Here is a 17,229-nt window from a genome sequence, read left to right on the forward strand (position 1 = left end):
GCTTGGGGCGTTGGAAAGCGCAACGGATGTGCTGGCCTTCGGCGAAGGGTGCGGTAAAAGAAGCTATGGCTTCTTTCTTCGACAGCGATTCTCCGAGCAACCTCACCGAATATTCGGTGTCCGAGCTTTCGGGCTCGATCAAGCGAACGGTCGAGCAGGCCTTCGACCAGGTGCGCGTGCGCGGCGAGATCTCGGGCTATCGCGGCCCGCACTCGTCGGGCCATGCCTATTTCGCGCTCAAGGACGACCGGGCGCGCATCGATGCGGTGATCTGGAAAGGCACTTTCTCGCGCCTGCGCTTCCGCCCGGAAGAGGGCATGGAAGTGATCGCGACCGGTAAGGTCACGACTTTCCCGGGTTCGTCGAAATACCAGATCGTCATCGAAACGATGGAGCCGGCCGGTGCCGGCGCGTTGATGGCGCTCCTCGAAGAACGCAAGCGCAAGCTGGCTGCGGAAGGGTTGTTTGATGCCGGCCGCAAGCGGCCGTTGCCCTATATGCCCAAGGTGATCGGCGTCGTCACTTCGCCAACAGGCGCTGTCATTCGCGATATCCTGCACCGCATTGCCGACCGTTTCCCCGTGCATGTCGTCGTCTGGCCGGTGCGCGTCCAGGGCGACGGCTCTGGCGACGAGGTGGCGGCGGCGATCCGCGGCTTCAACGACATCGCGCCCGGTGGGCCGATCGCCCGGCCAGACGTGCTGATCGTTGCCCGCGGCGGTGGCAGCCTTGAGGACCTCTGGGGCTTCAATGACGAGGCGGTGGTCCGGGCTGCGGCGGCTTCCGAGATCCCGCTGATTTCCGCCGTGGGTCACGAGACCGACTGGACGCTGATCGATCATGCCGCCGACCAGCGGGCGCCGACGCCGACGGGTGCGGCGGAAATGGCGGTACCGGTCAAGGCCGATCTCGAAGCCGGGGTCTCCGGCCTCTCGGCGCGCCTCAAGGCTGCGGTCGGGCGGCAGATGGACAATCGCCGCCAGGCGGTGCGTTCACTGGCACGTGCCCTGCCGTCTCTCGATCAGCTTCTGGCGCTCCCGCGCCGCCGCTTCGACGAGGCCGCCCTCGGCCTCGGGCGTGGCCTGCAGATGAACACCGCCAACAAGCGCCGCCAGTTCGAGCGCGTCTCGTCTGAGCTGCGTGCCGATCTTCTCAAAGGCAAGTTCTCGGAGCGCCGCCAGCGTCTGGTCGATGCCATGAACAAGGCCGAGCGCATCGTCGAGCGGCAGGCGCATCGCGGCGAGGCGCGGGTCCAGGCGGCGGATGCTGCGCTGCGCGCGCTGCCCTCACGCCTCATCGGCCAGATCCATCGCGCCTCGGACCGCGTCGCCGGCCTTGCCGCCCGGTCCGACGTTGCCGTGCGCGCCGACGTGCGCCGCCTTCGCAGCGTCATCGTCGCCCAGGATCGCATCCTGCAGTCGCTCTCCTATCGCAACGTCCTGCAGCGCGGTTTCGCGCTGGTCCGGGATGCCGATGGCGGTCCTGTGCGCCAAGCGGCGGCCGTCTCCGCCGGCATGGCACTCAGCCTGGAATTCGCCGATGGCCGCGTTTCGGCGATTGCGGGCGAGGGGGAGAGCGAACCGGTTTCTCCGCCGTCGGCGCCGCGCAAGAAGCAGCAGAAGCCCACGGAGCCGGCGGCAGACCCGCCAAAGCAGGGTAGCCTGTTCTAGAGCGTCCTTTGTGCGTTCAGATGAACGCACAAAGGACGCTCTAGCGCGTTTCATCCTGCTGTCACGGAGGTGGCATAACGCCAGCGTTCGCTCCCTCGGAGATTGAGTCGGATATGGTCGAACGAGCCAAGATCATCTTCATCCATGGTGCCTCCAGCAGCGGCAAATCCACGCTGGCGCGCGCGGTCCAGGCGCAGATCGGCGAACCGTTCTGGCACGTCTCGATCGACCATCTGCGCGACTCGGGCATGCTGCCGATGGAAAGATTTCGGCGCGGAGATTTTCGCTGGAGGGACCATCGTGCCCGTTTCTTCGAAGGGTTCCATCGCTCGCTGGTTGCCTATGCTTCGGCCGGCAACAGTCTCCTGCTGGAGCATATTCTCGAGGAGCCCGGCTGGGCGGCTGATTTGGCGGTGATGTTCGAACCCTTCGATGTCTACTTTGTCGCGCTTCACTGTGAGCTTGCGGAACTCGTGCGACGAGAAACGCTTCGGTCCGATCGGCCAATTGGCAGCGCCGCAGACGACTTTCACCGCATTCATGAGGGGCAGCGCTACGACCTTCAGCTTCATTCGCGAGACGCGGCCGAAGACAACGCGGCTAAGCTCATCTCCGCCTGGACGTTGCGCCGGTCGCCATCCGTCTTCGATGAACTCGCTCTCAAGGCTCGATCGAAAAAGGCCGTTCCGCCTCGTTAGCCGGGCAAAAGCTTGCCTTCGTTTTCGGCCCCAGCCTACGAATGAGGAACAACAGATGCATATTCTGCTCGTGCTTGCTCACCCGCTCGAAGACAGTTTTGCCGCGAACGTGGCGCGTGAAGCGCGTGCTGCTTTGGAGGCGAGCGGCCATTCCGTCGACCTGCTCGATCTCTATCGCGAGGATTTCGATCCGCGCCTGAGCATGGCGGAGCGAGGCAGCTATTTCACCGACGCCTATGATCGATCGGCAGCCGCCGACTGGATAAAGCGGCTGCAGGCAGCCGATGGCCTGGTCCTTGTCTTTCCGCAATGGTGGTTCAATTTCCCGGCGATCCTCAAGGGGTTCTTCGACCGGGTCTTCGCACCGGGCGTCGCCTTCGACAATGACCCAGCCGGTGGCCGCATCATCCCGCGCCTTCACAACATCAAAGTCTTCTGGGCGCTGACCACGACCGGCTCGCCCTGGTGGGTGGTGCACCTCTATATGGGCAATCCGGTGAAGCGGTTGTTGAAGCGTGGCATCGCCGCCTTCTGTGCCAAGGGGCTGAATTTCCGCATGCTCAGCCTGCACGACATGGACAGGGCGACTGACGCCAAACGCAAGGCGCATCTGGCGCGTGTGCGCCGGCTCGTCGCCCGTATCTAGCCGCGGCTACTCGAAGGCAGCAAGATATTTGCGTAGCAACCCGTCGAGCGCCGCGCGCTCCTCCGGCGAGAGCTCGGAAACAACGCGATGCTGGTTCGCCACATGGGCGGTTGCCGCCTCATCGACACGGCGCAACCCTTCTTCCGTCAGTGCGATGATGACGCTGCGCCTGTCCTCGGGATTGGCGATCCTCTCGACCAGTCCCGCCTTCTCCAGCTGGTCGATGCGGTTGGTCATCGTGCCGGAGCTGACCATGGTCGTATCCAGAAGTTCGCCGGGCGAGAGCCGGTAGGGTGCGCCGGAGCGGCGCAGCGTCGCCAGCACGTCGAAGCTCGACGCGCTGAGGCCGCGTTCGGAAAAGCTTTTCTCGATCTCCCGGGCGACATGGGTCGAAAGCCGCGAGAGGCGACCGAGCAGGCCCATGGCCGACACGTCGAGATCCGGCCGTTCCCGGTGCCATTGGGCCAATATCCTGTCGACACGATCCATCCGAGGTCTCCACTGTTTTGCCAGCTATAGGGTATCTTGACGTAGAGATAAACTATGGTAGTCTCAATTTATCTTGATGTAGAGATTCTTGAGATAAAGATATGAGCACGAACCGTAACGTCGATCTCGCCTTGACTGCACTCGCGCCGGCCATCTGGGGCAGCACCTACCTCGTCACCACAGAGTTCCTGCCATCAGGCTATCCGCTGACCGTCGCGATGCTGCGCGCGCTGCCAGCCGGGCTTCTATTGCTGCTCTTCGTCCGGCGCCTGCCTGAAGGCATCTGGTGGCTCCGGACGTTCGTGCTGGGTGCGCTGAACTTCTCCTTCTTCTGGGCCATGCTGTTCGTCTCGGCTTACCGCCTTCCCGGGGGCGTTGCCGCAACCGTCGGCGCCGTCCAGCCGCTGATCGTCATACTGCTGTCGCGCGTCTTCCTGGGGTCGCCGATCCGCGTACTCAGCGTTGTTGCCGGTCTGGCCGGCATTGCCGGCGTCGCCCTCCTGGTGCTGACGCACGGCGCCGTGCTCGATCCGCTCGGCGTTCTTGCTGGCCTCGCCGGTGCCGTCTCCATGGCCTTTGGCACGGTGCCGAGCCGTCATTGGGCGCCACCGGTGCCGCCGCTCACCTTCACCGCCTGGCAATTGGCGGCGGGCGGCCTGCTTCTCGTGCCGGTGGCGCTGTTCTTCGAGCCGTCGCTACCGCCGCTGACCACGGCCAACGTCCTCGGGCTTGCCTATCTCGGCCTGATCGGCGCCGCCTTCACCTATCTGCTCTGGTTCCGCGGCCTGTCGCGCCTCGAACCGTCAGCCGTATCGCCGCTCGGCTTCCTGAGCCCGGTCGTTGCCATCCTGCTCGGCTGGGGCGTGCTTGGCGAGCATCTGACGTCGGTCCAGGCCCTCGGTATCCTCGTCGTCTTCGCCAGTGTCTGGCTCAGCCAGCGCGCACAATTGATGCCGAAGGTACGACCGGCCCGCGCCTGAGCGTGGTCTTGCAACCATAGGGCAAGCGCTTCACATTGCCGGGAACCTCAATCCCTGAGAAGCGCATGCCCTGATGACCGAGCAAGCTTCGCCAAGCGCCAGACCCGCCGTGCGGCCGAAGCGGAGGATTTGCTGCATGAAGCGTTGATCGTGGCGCTCAAGGCAAAGCGCTTCCCCACGTTGGTGATCGCGCCTGGTTCCGCGGTGTCATTCGCAAGCTCGCCGCGATGCAGGCGCGCACGGCCGCTCGTCGTCTTCGGCGCGAGCGACAGGCGCCTGAGCCGGAAACGCAGGGCGCGGCGGCGTCGAGCGATCCTCTAAGCTTTACGGCCACGCTCGCGCCCAGTCTCAGGATCGTGATGCTGCTCGCCATTGCCGGTCATAACCGACTGGAGATCCGCCATCTCCTCAAGATTTCCGACGAGGCGCTGCGTCAGCGCATCCTGCTGCTGCGCCGAGCCTGGCGCGATGCCGGCCACCTCGAGACCAATCTGGAACTGACCGGGCTGCGTTATCCGCTGGAAAGCGGCCGCATCCGCCAGGCATTGCTGCCGGTCACCCGCGGCGGCCGTGCCGCCTTTGCCAGCACGATCCCGATGGTCACCTCTTCGCGGTCAATTTTTCTTCGCGTGCGTCTCACGAAATGGCGGCCGGCGGCAACAAGCCGGTGTAACCAACAGAAAGGGAGCAACCAATGCTGTCCAAACCACGTATCGGAGCCATCTGCTACTATGTCCAGGAGATCGCCCGGACGGAAGCCTTCTATCGTGACGTCTTGGGCCTCAGCGTCCAGCGCGTGGACGATGACGGCGCCGGCAACGATTGGCTGATGGCCACCATCGAAAACAATGTCGAGCTGATCTTCTTTGTTGCGGAGAGCAAGCCCGGCAATACGCCGATCGTGGTCTTCGATCTCGCTGAAGGCGGAATCGACGACGTGGTCGGTGGACTTGCCGAAAAGGGCACCACGATCGTCACGCCGGTGAGCCACGCACCAGGCGGTTGGTCGGGGGAATTCGCCGATCCTGATGGACACGTCCTGTCACTCTATCAGTCGGCGGAGATGCCGCGCCTCAAGCGTGCCGCCAACGGCTAAGCGGCCACGCTTGTTGAAGAATGGCCGCCGCATTTGCTGCGGCGGCCGCAGGCCCGTCAGAAGGGACCACTCCGGGAGGGAGGCCTCAGGCCCACTCGCCCTGGCGCATGACCGGGACGCGGCTGCCGTCGGCGCGCACGCCGTCGATATCCACCTGGCCTGAGCCGATCATCCAGTCGATGTGGATCAGGCTCGAATTGCCGCCCTGGGCGCGGATCTGTTCCGGCGTCAGCTTGGTATCGTCGACGAAGCAGCCGGAATAGCACTGGCCGAGTGCGATGTGGCAGGAGGCGTTTTCGTCGAACAGGGTGTTGTAGAAGAGGATGCCGCTTGCCGAGATCGGCGAGGAATGCGGCACCAGCGCCACTTCGCCGAGCCGGCGTGCACCCTCGTCTGTATCGAGCACCTTGTTCAGCACTTCCTCACCGCGCGAGGCCTTCGCCTCGACGATCCGGCCGCCTTCGAAGCGCACCTGGATATTGTCGATCAGCGTTCCCTGGTGCGACAGCGGCTTGGTCGAGGAGACATGGCCCTCGACGCGCAGCGCATGCGGCGTCGTGAAGACTTCTTCAGTCGGGATGTTCGGGTTGCAGGTAACGCCGTTCTTGGCTTCCGACGCGCCGCCGCACCACAGGTGACCATCGGCGAGGCCCACGGTCAGGTCGGTGCCGGGGCCGGTAAAGTGCAGCGCCGCGAAACGTTCGCCATTCAGCCAGGCCGAGCGCCGGGCGAGATTGGCATTATGCTCCTTCCAGGCGGCGACCGGGTCGGCGACATCGACGCGCGAGGCGGCAAAAATGGCGTTCGCTAGCTTCTCGACGGCAACGGCGTCCGGGTCGTTCGGGAAGACGAGCTTTGCCCAGGACGGGTTCGGGTAGGAAACGATGTTCCAGTTGATGTCGAAGTTCGAGATCTTTTCGAGCGCCGGCTTGTAGGCGATCGAGTTCGCCTTGTTGGCGCGCGCGACCTTGGCCGGGTCCTGCGTCGACAACATCATCGGATTGTCGCCGGAGATCGCCAGGCGCGCCGCACCGCCGGCAAAGGCCTTGGCCATGCCGTCGAAGAGCCAGTCGCTCGCCCGGTCGAAGCTTTCGTCGGGAGCGTAGGCATAGCGCGCCAGCGTCGTGTCTTCATCGGAGTAGAGGGTCGTCACCAGTCCGGCACCCGCCTTGTAGGCGTGCTTGGTGATGAGGCGGACGAGTGGCATTGCCGCCACCGGCGCGGTCATCACCAGGTCCTGGCCGCGCTGCAGCTGCAGGCCGACCTGGATCGCGACTTCCGCAAGCTTGTCGAGTTTCACCGGATCGATGGGATTGGGCGTATTGGCGGGATAGGTCATGATCTGCCTGTCTATTGAATCGGAAGAAGAAGATTTAGAGCGCTTTGCGGCGAAAATGAAGGTTGGTGGTCATCATGCGGTCCCAAGTTAATCCGTCCTGAGAGCGGCCTGCAACCGTTCGACATTGCTCCGGTGCACCGCCTCGTAGGGTTCGAAATGGAGGATCGCGCCTGAGGCGATCTCCTCGGCGGCGAAATCCTTGAGCGTGCCGATAGGGGTGCCGGCCGCGATCGAGTCGGTTAGCCGTTCGACGTAGAGGCGATTGGCATCGATGAGCTCCGGCCCGTAACCGCCCGCGGCGATGCGCTTGCGGTCGCCGTGAGCAGGCAGAATCCTTTCGATCGGCCAGTGCCGCAGGCGCTCGAGTTCGGCGACATGTGTCGCCGTCTGGTCAGCCTCACTGATATAGGTCGTTGTATCCTCGAGCGTATCGCCGGCGAGCAGCAGCTTTTCCTCGGGCAACCAGATGACGTTGCCGTCGGCGCTGTGGATGGCGAAGTGATGCAACTCGACCCGACGTTCGCCGACGGTCAGTGCAAGCGTCTCGTCGAACAGGCGGTTCGGCATTACGAGGGGCTGGATCGGCGGCGTCGCCGTTTCGATCTTCTCGCGGTTTTCTTCAAGTTTCTCTGCCGTCAGCTTGAGGGCGATGATCTCGCAATCGGCAAAGACCGCATTTCCGGCCACATGGTCCTTATGCCAATGGCTGAGCACGACGCGGATCGCGGTGACGCCAAGGCTTTCGAGGTGATTGCGGATCGCCCGGGCGTGATCGAGCGAGATATGCGTGTCGTAGACCAGCGCTTGCGTGCCGTCGACGATGGCATAGGAGGCGACGCCGAGTTCGTAGGCGCCGTCATCGAGCCAGTTCGCCGCCTGCGAATAGAGCCGCACTCCGGCAACGCGCCCGTCATAGTAGGCATAGACGCCGGGATAGGGCTCAAGAACCGTAAGGGTCGAGATCATGTCGGTCACAAGGCGCTCCTCCAGCATGGCTTGCGCCCTGTCATAGAGCAGGCGCGCGCCAAACTGAAGGACGACATAGACTTATCGGCCTACGCCTGACGGGCACGCAGCAGATAGGCATCGTGATCCCTGAGGAAGGCCATCAGCCGTTCGCTGTAATCGGCCGTCACCGCCGCTTTGACGCTCGGTCGCTCGGAGAGCGCCTTGCGCCAGACACGGACGCGATCGAGCCCGTCGAAGATGCCGTGATCGGCGAGTGTGTCGAAAAGATCGAAATAGCGGAAGATCGGCGCGAAGACCGCATCGACCAGTGAAAAGCCGGCGCCGGCGAAATAAGGGCCGTCGCGCAATGCCGCCTCGATGGCCGCAAACTTGCTGGCGATCGCCTGGCGCTTCTGTTCGTAGGTTTCCTGGTCCTGGGCGGTCTCGAAGCCCCAGAGATCCGAAAGGATCGACGAACCGAATTCCATCCAGCCGCGATGCCGGGCGCGCTCCAGCGCATCTTCAGGGTGAAGCTTCGGGCCGGCTTGGCTTTCCTCGACATACTCGGCGATGACCGAGCTTTCGAACAGCACGGTTTCGCCGCCCTGCTGCGGCACCTGCAGCAGCGGCACCTTGCCGAGCGGCGAGATCTTCAGGAACCAGTCAGGTTTGGCCTTGAGGTCGATATAGGTCCGTTCGAAACGGACGCCTTTTTCATCCAGCGCGATCGAAGCGCGCTGCACATAGGGGCAGAGATGGTGGCTGACGAGGGTAAGCATGGCAGTCTCCCGGGTGAAACAAAGTAGATGCATTTGCATGTATGTGGGCTTGCCTCGACTTTCAAGATGGATGTAATTGCATCTATGAGCGATAAGACAAAAAACGGCGAAAAGCGTCCCCGACCGGAAACCACGGAAGCCTGGATCGGATTGATGCGCGCGCGCGAGCGCGTGCTTGCGCGGATTGAGGCCGATTTCAAGGCTTCAGGCTTGCCGCCGCTCGGCTGGTACGACGTGTTGTGGGAGCTGGTGCAAGCGGAAGGTGGCCGGCTGCGTCCCTTCGACCTCGAAGCCCGCACGCTGCTTGCGCAATACAACCTCTCGCGCCTGATCGATCGGCTGGTCAAGGAAGGCCTCGTTTGCCGCGAAGCCTTCGACGCCGACGGACGCGGCCAATGGGTGGTGATCACGCAGGCGGGCCGGGTGATGCGGGAGCGCATGTGGCAGACATATGGCGCATCGATCGAGGCCCATGTCGGCGCCAGACTGACCGAAGCGGAGTCGCGGCAACTGGCGACGCTGCTGGCGAAGCTCAGGTAGGGCGTTTCAAGCGTGCAACGGCTTCGCGTCTTCGCAATGCCAGGTAATCGGACTGCCGCCTGTGCGCAAGTTTGCCCCTCACCCTACCCCTCTCCCCGCAGGCGGAGAGGGGACGTGCCCTGCCGCAACGCTGTCGAACGGAGACACTGTGAGGAGGAAATCGAGGGAGATGCTTGCTGTGGTGAGCGGTTGCCGCGAGTCTCCTTCGCCCCGCCTGCGGGGAGAAGGTGGCCGGCAGGCCGGATGAGGGGCATGGGGCAGCAAGCGCCAATCTATGACGCCTTCGTCCTCAGCTATTCAGTCCGAAGGATTTTTCGAGGGCTTCCCAGGTTTCGTCCATGGCGAAGGTGCCGGAGAGATAGGGGAGCGCGACATGGCCGTAGAGCGGCGAAAGCTGCCACTCGGCCGTCTCCTCGTCGACGCCGGCGATCTGTTGCAGGTAGATCGTAGAGACGAGCCCGGTGCGGTCGGCGCCGGCCTTGCAGTGGATCAAGAGCGGTTTCGGCGCATCCCGGAGGATCGCCATCAGCGCGTCGGTTTCGTTGCGGTCGATCTCTGCCGAGGCGGACATGGGAAAGTTGATGAGCCGGATACCGTTACGCTCGGCGGCGGCAACCTCGTCGCGGTACCAGCGCTCGTCCGGTTTCTCGCCACGCAGGTTGAGAATGGTGCGGATACCGTAGCCCTTGGAATAGGCGGCGATCGCCTCAGGGCTTGGCTGCGCCGAACGATAGACCTCACCAGCGACGAGCGTGTGGAAGTTGCCGGTCCATTGCAGGCCGACGAGATAGAGCGCCAAGGCTGCACCAAGCGCACCCGTGACGACGACGAGGCGTTTCAAAAGACGCTTCGCGGTGAGAAACCCTGCAGATGCCATGAGACAGACCCGACGCCGTTCGTGAGCGGACGTGCATGCGAAAGTTGCACAGTTTCATCCCGCTTCTGCGGCACGTATAAGGCATCTGCGATATTTTGATGGCGGGCGTTTCAGGCGATCAGCGCTGCCGCGATCGCCTTCAGTGCGGCCTGTGCGTCGCGCGGCGCGAGCCGGACCTGCAGCCCGCGCTGGCCGCCATTGATATAGACCTCAGCCTCGGCAAGCGCTGCCTCCTCGATCGCCGTCGGCACGAGCTTTTTCTGGCCGAACGGGCTGATGCCGCCGACATGGTAGCCGGTCAGCCGTTCGGCATCGGCCGGCTTCATCATGGCGGCCGACTTGCCGCCAAAGGCGCTAGCAAGCTTCTTCATGCTGACTTCGCGGTCGGAGGGCACGACGCAGCAGACCGGCTTACCGTCCACTTCTGCCATCAGCGTCTTCAGCACCCGGCTCGGATCTTCGCCGAGCGCTTCCGCCGCCTGCAGGCCGACGCGCTCGGCACTGGGATCGTAGTCATAGCTGTGCACGCTGAAGGTTACGCCGGCCTTCGAAAGCATCTGCGTGGCGCGCGTGGTCTTCGACATCGTTTGGCTCCGGCTCAGGTGCTACAGCGCGGCCTCGTAGAGGTCAGGCTTGAAGCCGATCAAGAGATTGCCGTCGGCCTCGAGCACCGGGCGCTTGATCATCGAGGGCTGCGCCAGCATCAGCGCAATTGCCTTTTCCTGGTCAAGGTCCTGCTTGTCGGCGTCGTCGAGTTTGCGGAAGGTCGTGCCGGCGCGGTTCAGCACCGTTTCCCACCCGGCTTCCTTGCACCAGCGTTCGAGATGCCGGCGGTCGATCCCCTCGGCCTTGTAGTCGTGAAAGCGATAGTCAATGCCCCGGCCTTCGAGCCAGGTACGCGCCTTCTTCATCGTGTCGCAGTTCTTGATGCCGTAGATCGTAACCGTCATTCCATGCCCCCACATCGTCGTGAGCAACTCCGGGAAACCATCCGGAATCGCACAAGTTCAAAGCGTGGCAGGAGTGATAGCGTCCAGGCGAGCCTGAGGGAAGACGCTGACCCTGCTTCAGGTCACGCCGGCGTAGCGGCCGGGCCTGTGGTTGATCGCCAGGGTCATGTTGACGACGGCCGCACCCACAACCGAAAGCACGAGGTTTGCGGGTGGCAGCACGAAGTAGGCGGCGGCAAGGATGGCGAGATCGACCGCGAGCTGGAAGTAACCGGCGCGGACGCCGCACTTTTCCTGGAGATAGATCGCTACGATGTTGATGCCGCCGAGCCCGGTGCGATGACGGAAGAGGATCAGCAGGCCCGTGCCCATCAAACCACCGCCGACTACAGCCGCATAGATCGGATCGAGCCGGGCGATCTCTACCCAACCGGCCGTCAGCCGCGAAAACAGCGACACCAGGCTGACGGCGAGGAAGGTGCGCAGGGCAAACATCCAGCCGAGCCGTTTGACCGCCAGGATGTAGAAGGGCAGGTTGACGAGGGAGAAGACCAGCCAGAACTCCGCGCCGGTTGCATACTGCAAAAGCAGCGCCAGGCCGGAGGTACTGCCCGTCAAGAGCATCGCCTTGCTGTAGATGATGACGCCGAGCGACATGATCAGCGTGCCCATGAGAATCGCCAGGGCATCCTCATAGAGACGATGGCGTTCGACAGGGGCTTCGGACACGTCGATACTGCGCTCGGCCATCTTATCCTCAGAGGCTTTTGAACTTGGCGATGACGCCCTCGACTTCGGCCGTCTTCAGGCCGGCGATGTTGATGCGGCCGGAGCCGGGCATGTAGATGCCGTGCTCGTTCCGGAGCCGCATCACGTCGGCCTCTGTGAGCGGCAGCAGCGAGAACATGCCTTCCTGGCTGGCGACGGCGCCGAGCGCCTGCCAGCGGTCGCGCAGGCCCTCGGCCAGCGCCCGTCGGATGTTGGTGATGCGCAGCCGCATGGTTTCGAGCTCTTCCTTCCAGTCGCGCTGAAGATCCGCGTCGGAAAGGATCAAACGCACGATGGCGGCGCCATGATCCGGCGGCATCGAATAGCTGGTGCGCGCGAGGCCGGCGAGGTTGGAGCGGACCGTATCGGCCGAGGACGACGAGGTCGTCACCGCGAAGATCGCGCCGGCGCGCTCGCGATAGAGGCCGAAGGACTTGGAGCAGGAAACGGCAACCAGTGCCTCGGGCACAACGCCGATCAGGTGGCGAAGGCCGGCGACATCCTCGTCGAGGCCCCGGCCGAAACCCTGATAGGCGAGATCGACGAGCGGCAACAGGCCGCGTTCGGCGATAACGGCGGCAAGCTCCATCCACTGCGCTTCGGTAATCACGCCGCCGGTCGGGTTATGGCAGCCCGCATGCAGCAATACGGCGTCGCCGGCGGAGGCTCCCTGCAGCGCGGTGATCATGTTGTCGAAGAGCACCGTCTGTGTTGGTACATCGAAGAACGGGTAGCCGGCGGCTTCAAGGCCGGCCGTCTTGAAGATGCTCGCATGGTTCGGCCAGCTCGGCAGGCCGATCCAGATGCGCTTGCCGCCTATCTGATGTATGAGGTCGGCTGCGAGCCTGAGAGCACCGGAACCCCCCGGCGTCTGCACGCCGGCAATGTGGCTGCGATCGACGGTGTCGCCGCCGACCAGCGTCCAGAGATGATCGATAAAGACGAGGTCGCCTTCCGGGCCGACATAGGCCTTGCTGTCCTGGGTTTCGAGCAACCGCTTCTCGGCCGCCTTGACGGCGCGGAAGATCGGCGTGTGGCCGGTTTCGTCGCGGTAGACGCCGACGCCGAGATCGACCTTTCCGGGGCGTTCGTCCTTGCGGTAGAGCCCGATCAGGGCCAGCAACGGATCGTCGGGTTGGCGGGTCAGTGCGTCGAACATGCCGGAAAATCCCCCTTGAATGGCAGCGATGCGTTATCGGTCGAGAATGCCTGCCGGCCGCCGTTCCTCCGGCTTGCCCTGCGGCTTCCTTCTTAAGTCAGGATCAGCGCAAAATCGATGCGATTTTTGCCGCAGAAGCAATATCGACAGCGTGCTATTTGCGCAAAACTCTGCAATTGATTTGCTGATTTGCGCGTTGGAGCATGGTGATGGTTGAAAAGGTGGCGATGGAACTGGATCAGGTCGACCGACGCATCATCCGTCTGCTCGTCGAGGATGCGTCGTTGAGCAACAACGAGCTCGCAGCCCGAGTCGGTCTCTCGCCGGCGCCGCTGTCGCGCCGCCTCGCCAGGCTCTATGCGACGGGTGTCATCCGCCAGACGGTCGTGGTCGATCCCAAGGCCGCCGGTGTCGGCTTTCAGGCCTTTGTCGAGGTCACGCTGGAGCGCACTGCGAGCAAGGTCGGTCACCGTTTCATCGAGTTGGTTTCGCGCATGCCTGAGGTGGTGGAATGCCACACGGTTGCCGGCGACTTCGATTTTCTCCTGAAGATCGCCGTGCGCGATGTCGCCGACTACAAGCGCCTGCTATGGAGCGAGTTCGAGCAGATCGCCGAGATCAAGACGCTGCGCTCGACCATCCTTCTCGATAGCCCAAAGATGACAGCCGCCACCTTGGGTGACGGCCGCTGAATGAGGCGATTGGGGACGGCTTCGCGCTTCCTCGGGATTGCTTAGGCTTCGAGTGGTCCCGGCTTGCGCGCGGCGTTAGAGGGCTGAGCGCAGGCGATCTTCATCAGGTCCGAACGTCGGCGTGCAAGGCGGGTCGAGACGCGGGTGACGATCAGCCCATCCTGCGGCGCGTGCACGTCGACGGTCCCGCCGGCCTGGCCCGGCCGCGCGAGAATGGTGGCGAGCAGGTCGCCCGCCTTCACGCTTTCGCCGATGTCGCGATGAAACAGGATGGCGCCCGCCTCCGGCGCGCGGATCATCTCGATGTTATCGAGGGGGGCGACGATGCCGGCGAACGGCGCGATCGCCTCTTCGTCACCGGTAACGACGCCACGGGCGACGAGGAAGCGGAAGACACCCTCTGCGTCCTTACGGGCAAGCTCCGGATAAACGTCGCGCGTGCCGCGAAGCTCGACCGTGACCGAGAGACGTCCCGGCACACGCGCCTTCTTCTGCCCGGTCTCATATTTCCAGGCATAGGCGACAGCCTCCTCGAAGGCGGAACTTTCGCCGTCCGAGAGGAAGACCGCTTCCATGTCGAGCGCAGAAGCGAGGTCGCCCGCCTCCGGCCAGAAGGCATCGTCGATATAGGCGTATTGCAGCGCCTCGTCGTCGCAGTGAAGGTCGAGCATCAGGTCGGCGCCGAGCGCCATATGCAGCAGCTGGCGCTTCAGCCGGTCGGTCGCCGAATAACGATCGAGATCCTCGATGAGGTAGTCCCGGTCGGCAAGCGAGATCAGCGGGAAATCGCGGTTGAAGTTGGTGCGTGAGCCGAGGTCGAAGCGGCCCTGCAACTCGCCGAAATGCGATTGCGCCGTGCCGATCGGATTTGCCTGCGGCACGACTGTGATGTCGCCGAGGATGGCGCCGTCTTTTTCTGCCTGCTGCAGCTTTTCGAGCAGGAAATGCGCCAGCGCGGTGCCCGGCAACTCGTTGGCGTGCAGCGCCGCCTGGATATAGGTCTTCGGTGCCGCGGCATTCCTGCCCTTGAAGCGGTAGACAGGCAGGCGCCATTCGATGCCGGACGTATCGCCGGCGATGATGATTTCGGAAATGTCCATGGGCTCCTCCCGTATCGTTTTGTTGGTGGCGCTTATCGGCATTCCAACGGCGCTCCGCAAGTCGCTAAGAACTGGGGTGCGGAATCGGGTTGCGCCGAAGTCGCTCTGGCTTTGACCTCCGGGGAAGGCCTATTGTTCCCAGAAACCGCCAGCACAGGCAGGAGACGGCAAAATGATCCTGATCGGCCAATACGACTCTCCGTTCGTTCGTCGCGTGGGCATCGCGCTCACGCTCTACGGTATCCCCTTCGAACACCGCCCCTGGTCGTCCTTCGGCAACGCCGACGAGATTCGCGCCCACAATCCGCTGACGCGCGTGCCGACCCTGGTGCTGGACGATGGGCTGGCGCTCACCGACAGCCACATCATCCTCGACTATCTCGATAGCCTCGTTTCCGACGATCAGGTCATGTTCCCGCGAACCGAGCCGGCACGACATCGGGCACTCCGGATCGCCACGCTCGCCACCGGCCTTGGCGACAAGGCGGTCAGCCTGTTTTACGAGAAACGCCTGCACGGTGAGGTCTCGGCGCTCTGGGTCGATCGCTGCCGCCGCCAGATCGAGGAAACGCTCGGCGTGCTCGAGGCGAGCCGTGCGCAAGGCCAGAGCGAATACTGGCTCTCGGAGCGCATCGGTCATGTCGATATCGCCGTTGCGGTCGTCCTGCGGTTCCTTAACGACGTGCATGCCGATCTTGTGGCGATCTCGAACTACCCTCATCTGCAGGCACATGCGCAGAAGCTGGAAGCGCTCCCGGTGTTCCAGACGATCAGCCAGCCTTTCATTCCGCCGGCTTGAGGCTTCGGCGCGATCCGGCGAGCGGCAAAGCGCAGCAATGCCGCGCGTCGGAGAGGACGCGCGGCGATCTCGATCGGCAATGCTGGCTGGCTTCAGGCGCTCCGGCTACTCGGCGTCGAGGAAGCTGCGGATCGCTTTCACCGTGGCTTCCGGTTGCTCCTCCATCAGCCAGTGGCCGGATGCCGGAATGACCACGCCCGTGACGTTTTCGGCAGCCGCGCTGGCAACGACGGCCATCGTGGGGCCGAAGGATTTTTCGCCGCCAACGGCTAGAACCGGCATGCCGAGTTTGCCTTGCTTCAGGAGGGCCTGGTTGTCGGTCGCGTCCTGGTCGAAGGCTGCGAACTGGGCGAAACCGGCGCGCATCGCCCCCGGCTGGGCATAGAGCTTGGCGTAGTGTTCGCGCGATGCTTCGTCCCACTTCTTCGGGTCGGCGGAGAATTCGTTCCAGAAGCGATCGAGATAGATGCGCTCGCGGCCGGCAACCAGGCGCTCCATGTCAGGCCCGCCAAAACGGAAGTGCCAGAGCAGCGGGTTCTTGAGGATCTCTTCCCAAGGGCCGATGCCGGGAAGCGGCGCATCCATGAGCACAAGTTTTGTCGTCCGGGACGGGTACTGCGCGGCAAATTGGTAGCCGACCATGTTGCCGATGTCGTGCGCGACAACGTCGACCTTTTCCGCCTTCAAGGCGTCGAGCACGCCGGCGATATCTTTTGCTTCGTTCTTCTTGTCGTAGCCGGTTGCCGGTTTCTCAGAGAGCCCCATGCCCCTGAGGTCGGGCACGATGACGCGGTGGTCGCGGGCAAGCTCGGCGGCAAGCGGCGCCCACATGTCGCCGGTCTCGCCATAGCCGTGCAGCAGCACGACGGTTGGCCCGGACCCGCCGATGCGGACGTGAAGGGTGGTGCCGTTGGTGGCGATGTCCTCGGTGGTGAAGGTCGCCGGGTAGGGCTGAACGTCGGCCAGGGCCGGGGCGGCAAGGGCGATGGCTGTGCTGGCAATGAGGGAACGGAGCATTCTGTCTCTCCTGTTTGTCGGTATGTGCCAAGAGGCGTTTCGATAAGCAGAAGATGACATTGGGCCGTTGTTCGAACTAGTAGCCGAAAAGCGGAGTTATTGTTCGCCTTTGCCGAACGCCGTGCGGTCTTGCCCTCGTTCCCAGCGGGGTAGCGACCAGATGAGTGTGGGCGGGCACTCCAAGGCCCGCCCTGCGAAACCTTCGATTGGCTGTCCTACGCCGGCGGCATCTTCTCAAATTTGGTCAGGGCCGGGTCGAGATGGTCCCAGTCATGGCCGCGTATGCCGTAGGTCACGACCTGAGGCTTGTAGCGGCTGGGATCGTCGAGGCTTGCCGCGCGAATGGTGAAGAACTCGGGCATGGCCGAGAAGGTCATGTAGACCGGTGAGCCGCAGGTGGGACAGAAGCTGCGCGTTTTCACATGGCCGCTGTCGGCGACCATGTCCCAGTGCGTGGCTTCGCCTTCGAGCTTCACCCCGTCGCGGCGGAACGTCATATGTGAACCATGCCCGGTTCCGCTCTCCTGCTGGCAGTCGCGGCACTGGCAGTCGTTGGAGAAAACCGGTTCTCCGGAGATTTCGTAGCGGATCGCACCGCAGGCGCATCCGCCGATATAGGACTTGCTCATACATTCCTCCTGTTTCGGGCACGGCAAAGCCTGGCGCGCGGCCGTAAGGGCGA

General features: G+C 63.6%; 21 protein-coding genes. 9 read left to right on the forward strand and 12 right to left on the reverse strand.

The genetic code is table 11. The features are described from left to right. Positions 1-65 precede the first annotated feature (65 nt). The 3 genes from xseA (at position 66) to AC3WWH_RS01050 (ending at position 3,014) form a co-directional block, all read left to right on the forward strand. Positions 66-1,670: an exodeoxyribonuclease VII large subunit gene (gene xseA / locus AC3WWH_RS01040; RefSeq protein ID WP_058324559.1), complete on the forward strand. Its 1,605-nt coding sequence runs from the start codon at positions 66-68 to the stop codon at positions 1,668-1,670. Between the two features lie 113 nt (positions 1,671-1,783). Then, complete coding sequence (locus tag AC3WWH_RS01045; RefSeq protein WP_063891538.1) at positions 1,784-2,368, forward strand: chloramphenicol phosphotransferase CPT family protein; 585 nt, start codon at positions 1,784-1,786, stop codon at positions 2,366-2,368. Positions 2,369-2,423: 55 nt separating this feature from the next. After that, the gene (locus tag AC3WWH_RS01050) at positions 2,424-3,014 is read left to right on the forward strand and encodes an NAD(P)H-dependent oxidoreductase (protein ID WP_058324560.1); all 591 of its coding nucleotides are present in this window, start codon (positions 2,424-2,426) and stop codon (positions 3,012-3,014) included. 6 nt (positions 3,015-3,020) lie between these two features. Here AC3WWH_RS01050 and AC3WWH_RS01055 read toward each other — a convergent pair whose 3' ends face one another. After that, entirely contained in the window at positions 3,021-3,503 is a 483-nt protein-coding gene (locus AC3WWH_RS01055) for a MarR family winged helix-turn-helix transcriptional regulator (protein ID WP_058324561.1), read from the reverse strand. Between the two features lie 101 nt (positions 3,504-3,604). On the opposite strand from AC3WWH_RS01055, the gene AC3WWH_RS01060 reads away from it, so the two are divergent. From AC3WWH_RS01060 to AC3WWH_RS01070, 3 genes are all read left to right on the forward strand, one after another. Further along, positions 3,605-4,483 carry an EamA family transporter gene (locus AC3WWH_RS01060; protein WP_058324562.1) on the forward strand — a complete coding sequence of 293 codons (879 nt, stop codon included), beginning with the start codon at positions 3,605-3,607 and terminating at the stop codon, positions 4,481-4,483. A gap of 227 nt (positions 4,484-4,710) precedes the next feature. Continuing rightward, entirely contained in the window at positions 4,711-5,313 is a 603-nt protein-coding gene (locus AC3WWH_RS01065; RefSeq protein WP_245299274.1) for a hypothetical protein, read from the forward strand. After that, positions 5,226-5,579 (forward strand): VOC family protein, encoded by a 354-nt coding sequence (locus AC3WWH_RS01070; RefSeq protein WP_245299272.1) that lies wholly within the window; start codon positions 5,226-5,228, stop codon positions 5,577-5,579. Before AC3WWH_RS01065 ends, AC3WWH_RS01070 begins: the two co-directional genes overlap by 88 nt. Positions 5,580-5,664: 85 nt before the next feature. On the opposite strand, the gene AC3WWH_RS01075 is transcribed toward AC3WWH_RS01070, so the two are convergent. The 3 genes from AC3WWH_RS01075 to AC3WWH_RS01085 form a co-directional block, all read right to left on the reverse strand. Then, positions 5,665-6,918: an aminopeptidase gene (locus AC3WWH_RS01075; RefSeq protein WP_058324565.1), complete on the reverse strand. Its 1,254-nt coding sequence runs from the start codon at positions 6,916-6,918 to the stop codon at positions 5,665-5,667. A gap of 87 nt (positions 6,919-7,005) precedes the next feature. Beyond that, complete coding sequence (locus AC3WWH_RS01080) at positions 7,006-7,884, reverse strand: MBL fold metallo-hydrolase (RefSeq protein ID WP_245299273.1); 879 nt, start codon at positions 7,882-7,884, stop codon at positions 7,006-7,008. 89 nt (positions 7,885-7,973) lie between these two features. Next, the gene (locus AC3WWH_RS01085; protein WP_245299269.1) at positions 7,974-8,645 is read right to left on the reverse strand and encodes a glutathione S-transferase family protein; all 672 of its coding nucleotides are present in this window, start codon (positions 8,643-8,645) and stop codon (positions 7,974-7,976) included. Between the two features lie 84 nt (positions 8,646-8,729). On the opposite strand from AC3WWH_RS01085, the gene AC3WWH_RS01090 reads away from it, so the two are divergent. Then, positions 8,730-9,185, forward strand: a complete 456-nt coding sequence (locus tag AC3WWH_RS01090; RefSeq protein ID WP_058324568.1) for a MarR family winged helix-turn-helix transcriptional regulator — start codon at positions 8,730-8,732, stop codon at positions 9,183-9,185. A 289-nt stretch (positions 9,186-9,474) separates the two neighbouring features. On the opposite strand, the gene AC3WWH_RS01095 is transcribed toward AC3WWH_RS01090, so the two are convergent. The 5 genes from AC3WWH_RS01095 to tatA form a co-directional block, all read right to left on the reverse strand. Continuing rightward, on the reverse strand, positions 9,475-10,062 hold the full coding sequence (locus AC3WWH_RS01095; protein ID WP_082641181.1) for a dual specificity protein phosphatase family protein: 588 nt from the start codon (positions 10,060-10,062) through the stop codon (positions 9,475-9,477). Between the two features lie 110 nt (positions 10,063-10,172). After that, positions 10,173-10,646 (reverse strand): Cys-tRNA(Pro) deacylase, encoded by a 474-nt coding sequence (ybaK, locus tag AC3WWH_RS01100; protein WP_058324569.1) that lies wholly within the window; start codon positions 10,644-10,646, stop codon positions 10,173-10,175. Positions 10,647-10,667: 21 nt separating this feature from the next. Next, complete coding sequence (locus AC3WWH_RS01105; RefSeq protein WP_058324570.1) at positions 10,668-11,012, reverse strand: ArsC family reductase; 345 nt, start codon at positions 11,010-11,012, stop codon at positions 10,668-10,670. A 117-nt stretch (positions 11,013-11,129) separates the two neighbouring features. After that, positions 11,130-11,762 carry a YitT family protein gene (locus AC3WWH_RS01110; protein ID WP_058324571.1) on the reverse strand — a complete coding sequence of 211 codons (633 nt, stop codon included), beginning with the start codon at positions 11,760-11,762 and terminating at the stop codon, positions 11,130-11,132. A gap of 7 nt (positions 11,763-11,769) precedes the next feature. Next, positions 11,770-12,939: a tyrosine aminotransferase gene (gene tatA / locus AC3WWH_RS01115; RefSeq protein WP_058324572.1), complete on the reverse strand. Its 1,170-nt coding sequence runs from the start codon at positions 12,937-12,939 to the stop codon at positions 11,770-11,772. Between the two features lie 209 nt (positions 12,940-13,148). On the opposite strand from tatA, the gene AC3WWH_RS01120 reads away from it, so the two are divergent. Further along, positions 13,149-13,631: an Lrp/AsnC family transcriptional regulator gene (locus AC3WWH_RS01120; RefSeq protein ID WP_058324573.1), complete on the forward strand. Its 483-nt coding sequence runs from the start codon at positions 13,149-13,151 to the stop codon at positions 13,629-13,631. A 41-nt stretch (positions 13,632-13,672) separates the two neighbouring features. On the opposite strand, the gene AC3WWH_RS01125 is transcribed toward AC3WWH_RS01120, so the two are convergent. Then, entirely contained in the window at positions 13,673-14,731 is a 1,059-nt protein-coding gene (locus AC3WWH_RS01125; protein ID WP_058324574.1) for a succinylglutamate desuccinylase/aspartoacylase family protein, read from the reverse strand. A 172-nt stretch (positions 14,732-14,903) separates the two neighbouring features. Here AC3WWH_RS01125 and AC3WWH_RS01130 point away from each other — a divergent pair, with 172 nt between their 5' ends. Next, positions 14,904-15,530, forward strand: coding sequence for a glutathione S-transferase family protein (locus AC3WWH_RS01130; RefSeq protein ID WP_058324575.1), 627 nt, complete (start codon positions 14,904-14,906; stop codon positions 15,528-15,530). A gap of 105 nt (positions 15,531-15,635) precedes the next feature. Here the strand turns inward: AC3WWH_RS01130 and AC3WWH_RS01135 are convergent, their stop codons facing one another. Both AC3WWH_RS01135 and AC3WWH_RS01140 read right to left on the reverse strand, forming a co-directional pair. Then, positions 15,636-16,547 carry an alpha/beta fold hydrolase gene (locus AC3WWH_RS01135; RefSeq protein ID WP_058324576.1) on the reverse strand — a complete coding sequence of 304 codons (912 nt, stop codon included), beginning with the start codon at positions 16,545-16,547 and terminating at the stop codon, positions 15,636-15,638. Positions 16,548-16,762: 215 nt separating this feature from the next. Beyond that, positions 16,763-17,176: a GFA family protein gene (locus AC3WWH_RS01140; protein ID WP_058324577.1), complete on the reverse strand. Its 414-nt coding sequence runs from the start codon at positions 17,174-17,176 to the stop codon at positions 16,763-16,765. Positions 17,177-17,229: the final 53 nt, after the last annotated feature.

The organism is Ensifer sp. EB106-03-01-XG145 (assembly GCF_058792075.1).

Excerpts from the sequence above, each read along its gene's own strand:
- xseA (WP_058324559.1), top strand. The coding sequence starts at position 66 with ATGGCTTCTTTCTTCGACAGCGATTCTCCGAGCAACCTCACCGAATAT.
- AC3WWH_RS01045 (WP_063891538.1), top strand. The coding sequence starts at position 1,784 with ATGGTCGAACGAGCCAAGATCATCTTCATCCATGGTGCCTCCAGCAGC.
- AC3WWH_RS01050 (WP_058324560.1), top strand. The coding sequence starts at position 2,424 with ATGCATATTCTGCTCGTGCTTGCTCACCCGCTCGAAGACAGTTTTGCC.
- AC3WWH_RS01055 (WP_058324561.1), bottom strand. The coding sequence starts at position 3,503 with ATGGATCGTGTCGACAGGATATTGGCCCAATGGCACCGGGAACGGCCG.
- AC3WWH_RS01060 (WP_058324562.1), top strand. The coding sequence starts at position 3,605 with ATGAGCACGAACCGTAACGTCGATCTCGCCTTGACTGCACTCGCGCCG.
- AC3WWH_RS01065 (WP_245299274.1), top strand. The coding sequence starts at position 4,711 with ATGCAGGCGCGCACGGCCGCTCGTCGTCTTCGGCGCGAGCGACAGGCG.
- AC3WWH_RS01075 (WP_058324565.1), bottom strand. The coding sequence starts at position 6,918 with ATGACCTATCCCGCCAATACGCCCAATCCCATCGATCCGGTGAAACTC.
- AC3WWH_RS01080 (WP_245299273.1), bottom strand. The coding sequence starts at position 7,884 with ATGATCTCGACCCTTACGGTTCTTGAGCCCTATCCCGGCGTCTATGCC.
- AC3WWH_RS01085 (WP_245299269.1), bottom strand. The coding sequence starts at position 8,645 with ATGCTTACCCTCGTCAGCCACCATCTCTGCCCCTATGTGCAGCGCGCT.
- AC3WWH_RS01090 (WP_058324568.1), top strand. The coding sequence starts at position 8,730 with ATGAGCGATAAGACAAAAAACGGCGAAAAGCGTCCCCGACCGGAAACC.
- AC3WWH_RS01095 (WP_082641181.1), bottom strand. The coding sequence starts at position 10,062 with ATGGCATCTGCAGGGTTTCTCACCGCGAAGCGTCTTTTGAAACGCCTC.
- ybaK (WP_058324569.1), bottom strand. The coding sequence starts at position 10,646 with ATGTCGAAGACCACGCGCGCCACGCAGATGCTTTCGAAGGCCGGCGTA.
- AC3WWH_RS01105 (WP_058324570.1), bottom strand. The coding sequence starts at position 11,012 with ATGACGGTTACGATCTACGGCATCAAGAACTGCGACACGATGAAGAAG.
- AC3WWH_RS01110 (WP_058324571.1), bottom strand. The coding sequence starts at position 11,762 with ATGGCCGAGCGCAGTATCGACGTGTCCGAAGCCCCTGTCGAACGCCAT.
- tatA (WP_058324572.1), bottom strand. The coding sequence starts at position 12,939 with ATGTTCGACGCACTGACCCGCCAACCCGACGATCCGTTGCTGGCCCTG.
- AC3WWH_RS01120 (WP_058324573.1), top strand. The coding sequence starts at position 13,149 with ATGGTTGAAAAGGTGGCGATGGAACTGGATCAGGTCGACCGACGCATC.
- AC3WWH_RS01125 (WP_058324574.1), bottom strand. The coding sequence starts at position 14,731 with ATGGACATTTCCGAAATCATCATCGCCGGCGATACGTCCGGCATCGAA.
- AC3WWH_RS01130 (WP_058324575.1), top strand. The coding sequence starts at position 14,904 with ATGATCCTGATCGGCCAATACGACTCTCCGTTCGTTCGTCGCGTGGGC.
- AC3WWH_RS01135 (WP_058324576.1), bottom strand. The coding sequence starts at position 16,547 with ATGCTCCGTTCCCTCATTGCCAGCACAGCCATCGCCCTTGCCGCCCCG.
- AC3WWH_RS01140 (WP_058324577.1), bottom strand. The coding sequence starts at position 17,176 with ATGAGCAAGTCCTATATCGGCGGATGCGCCTGCGGTGCGATCCGCTAC.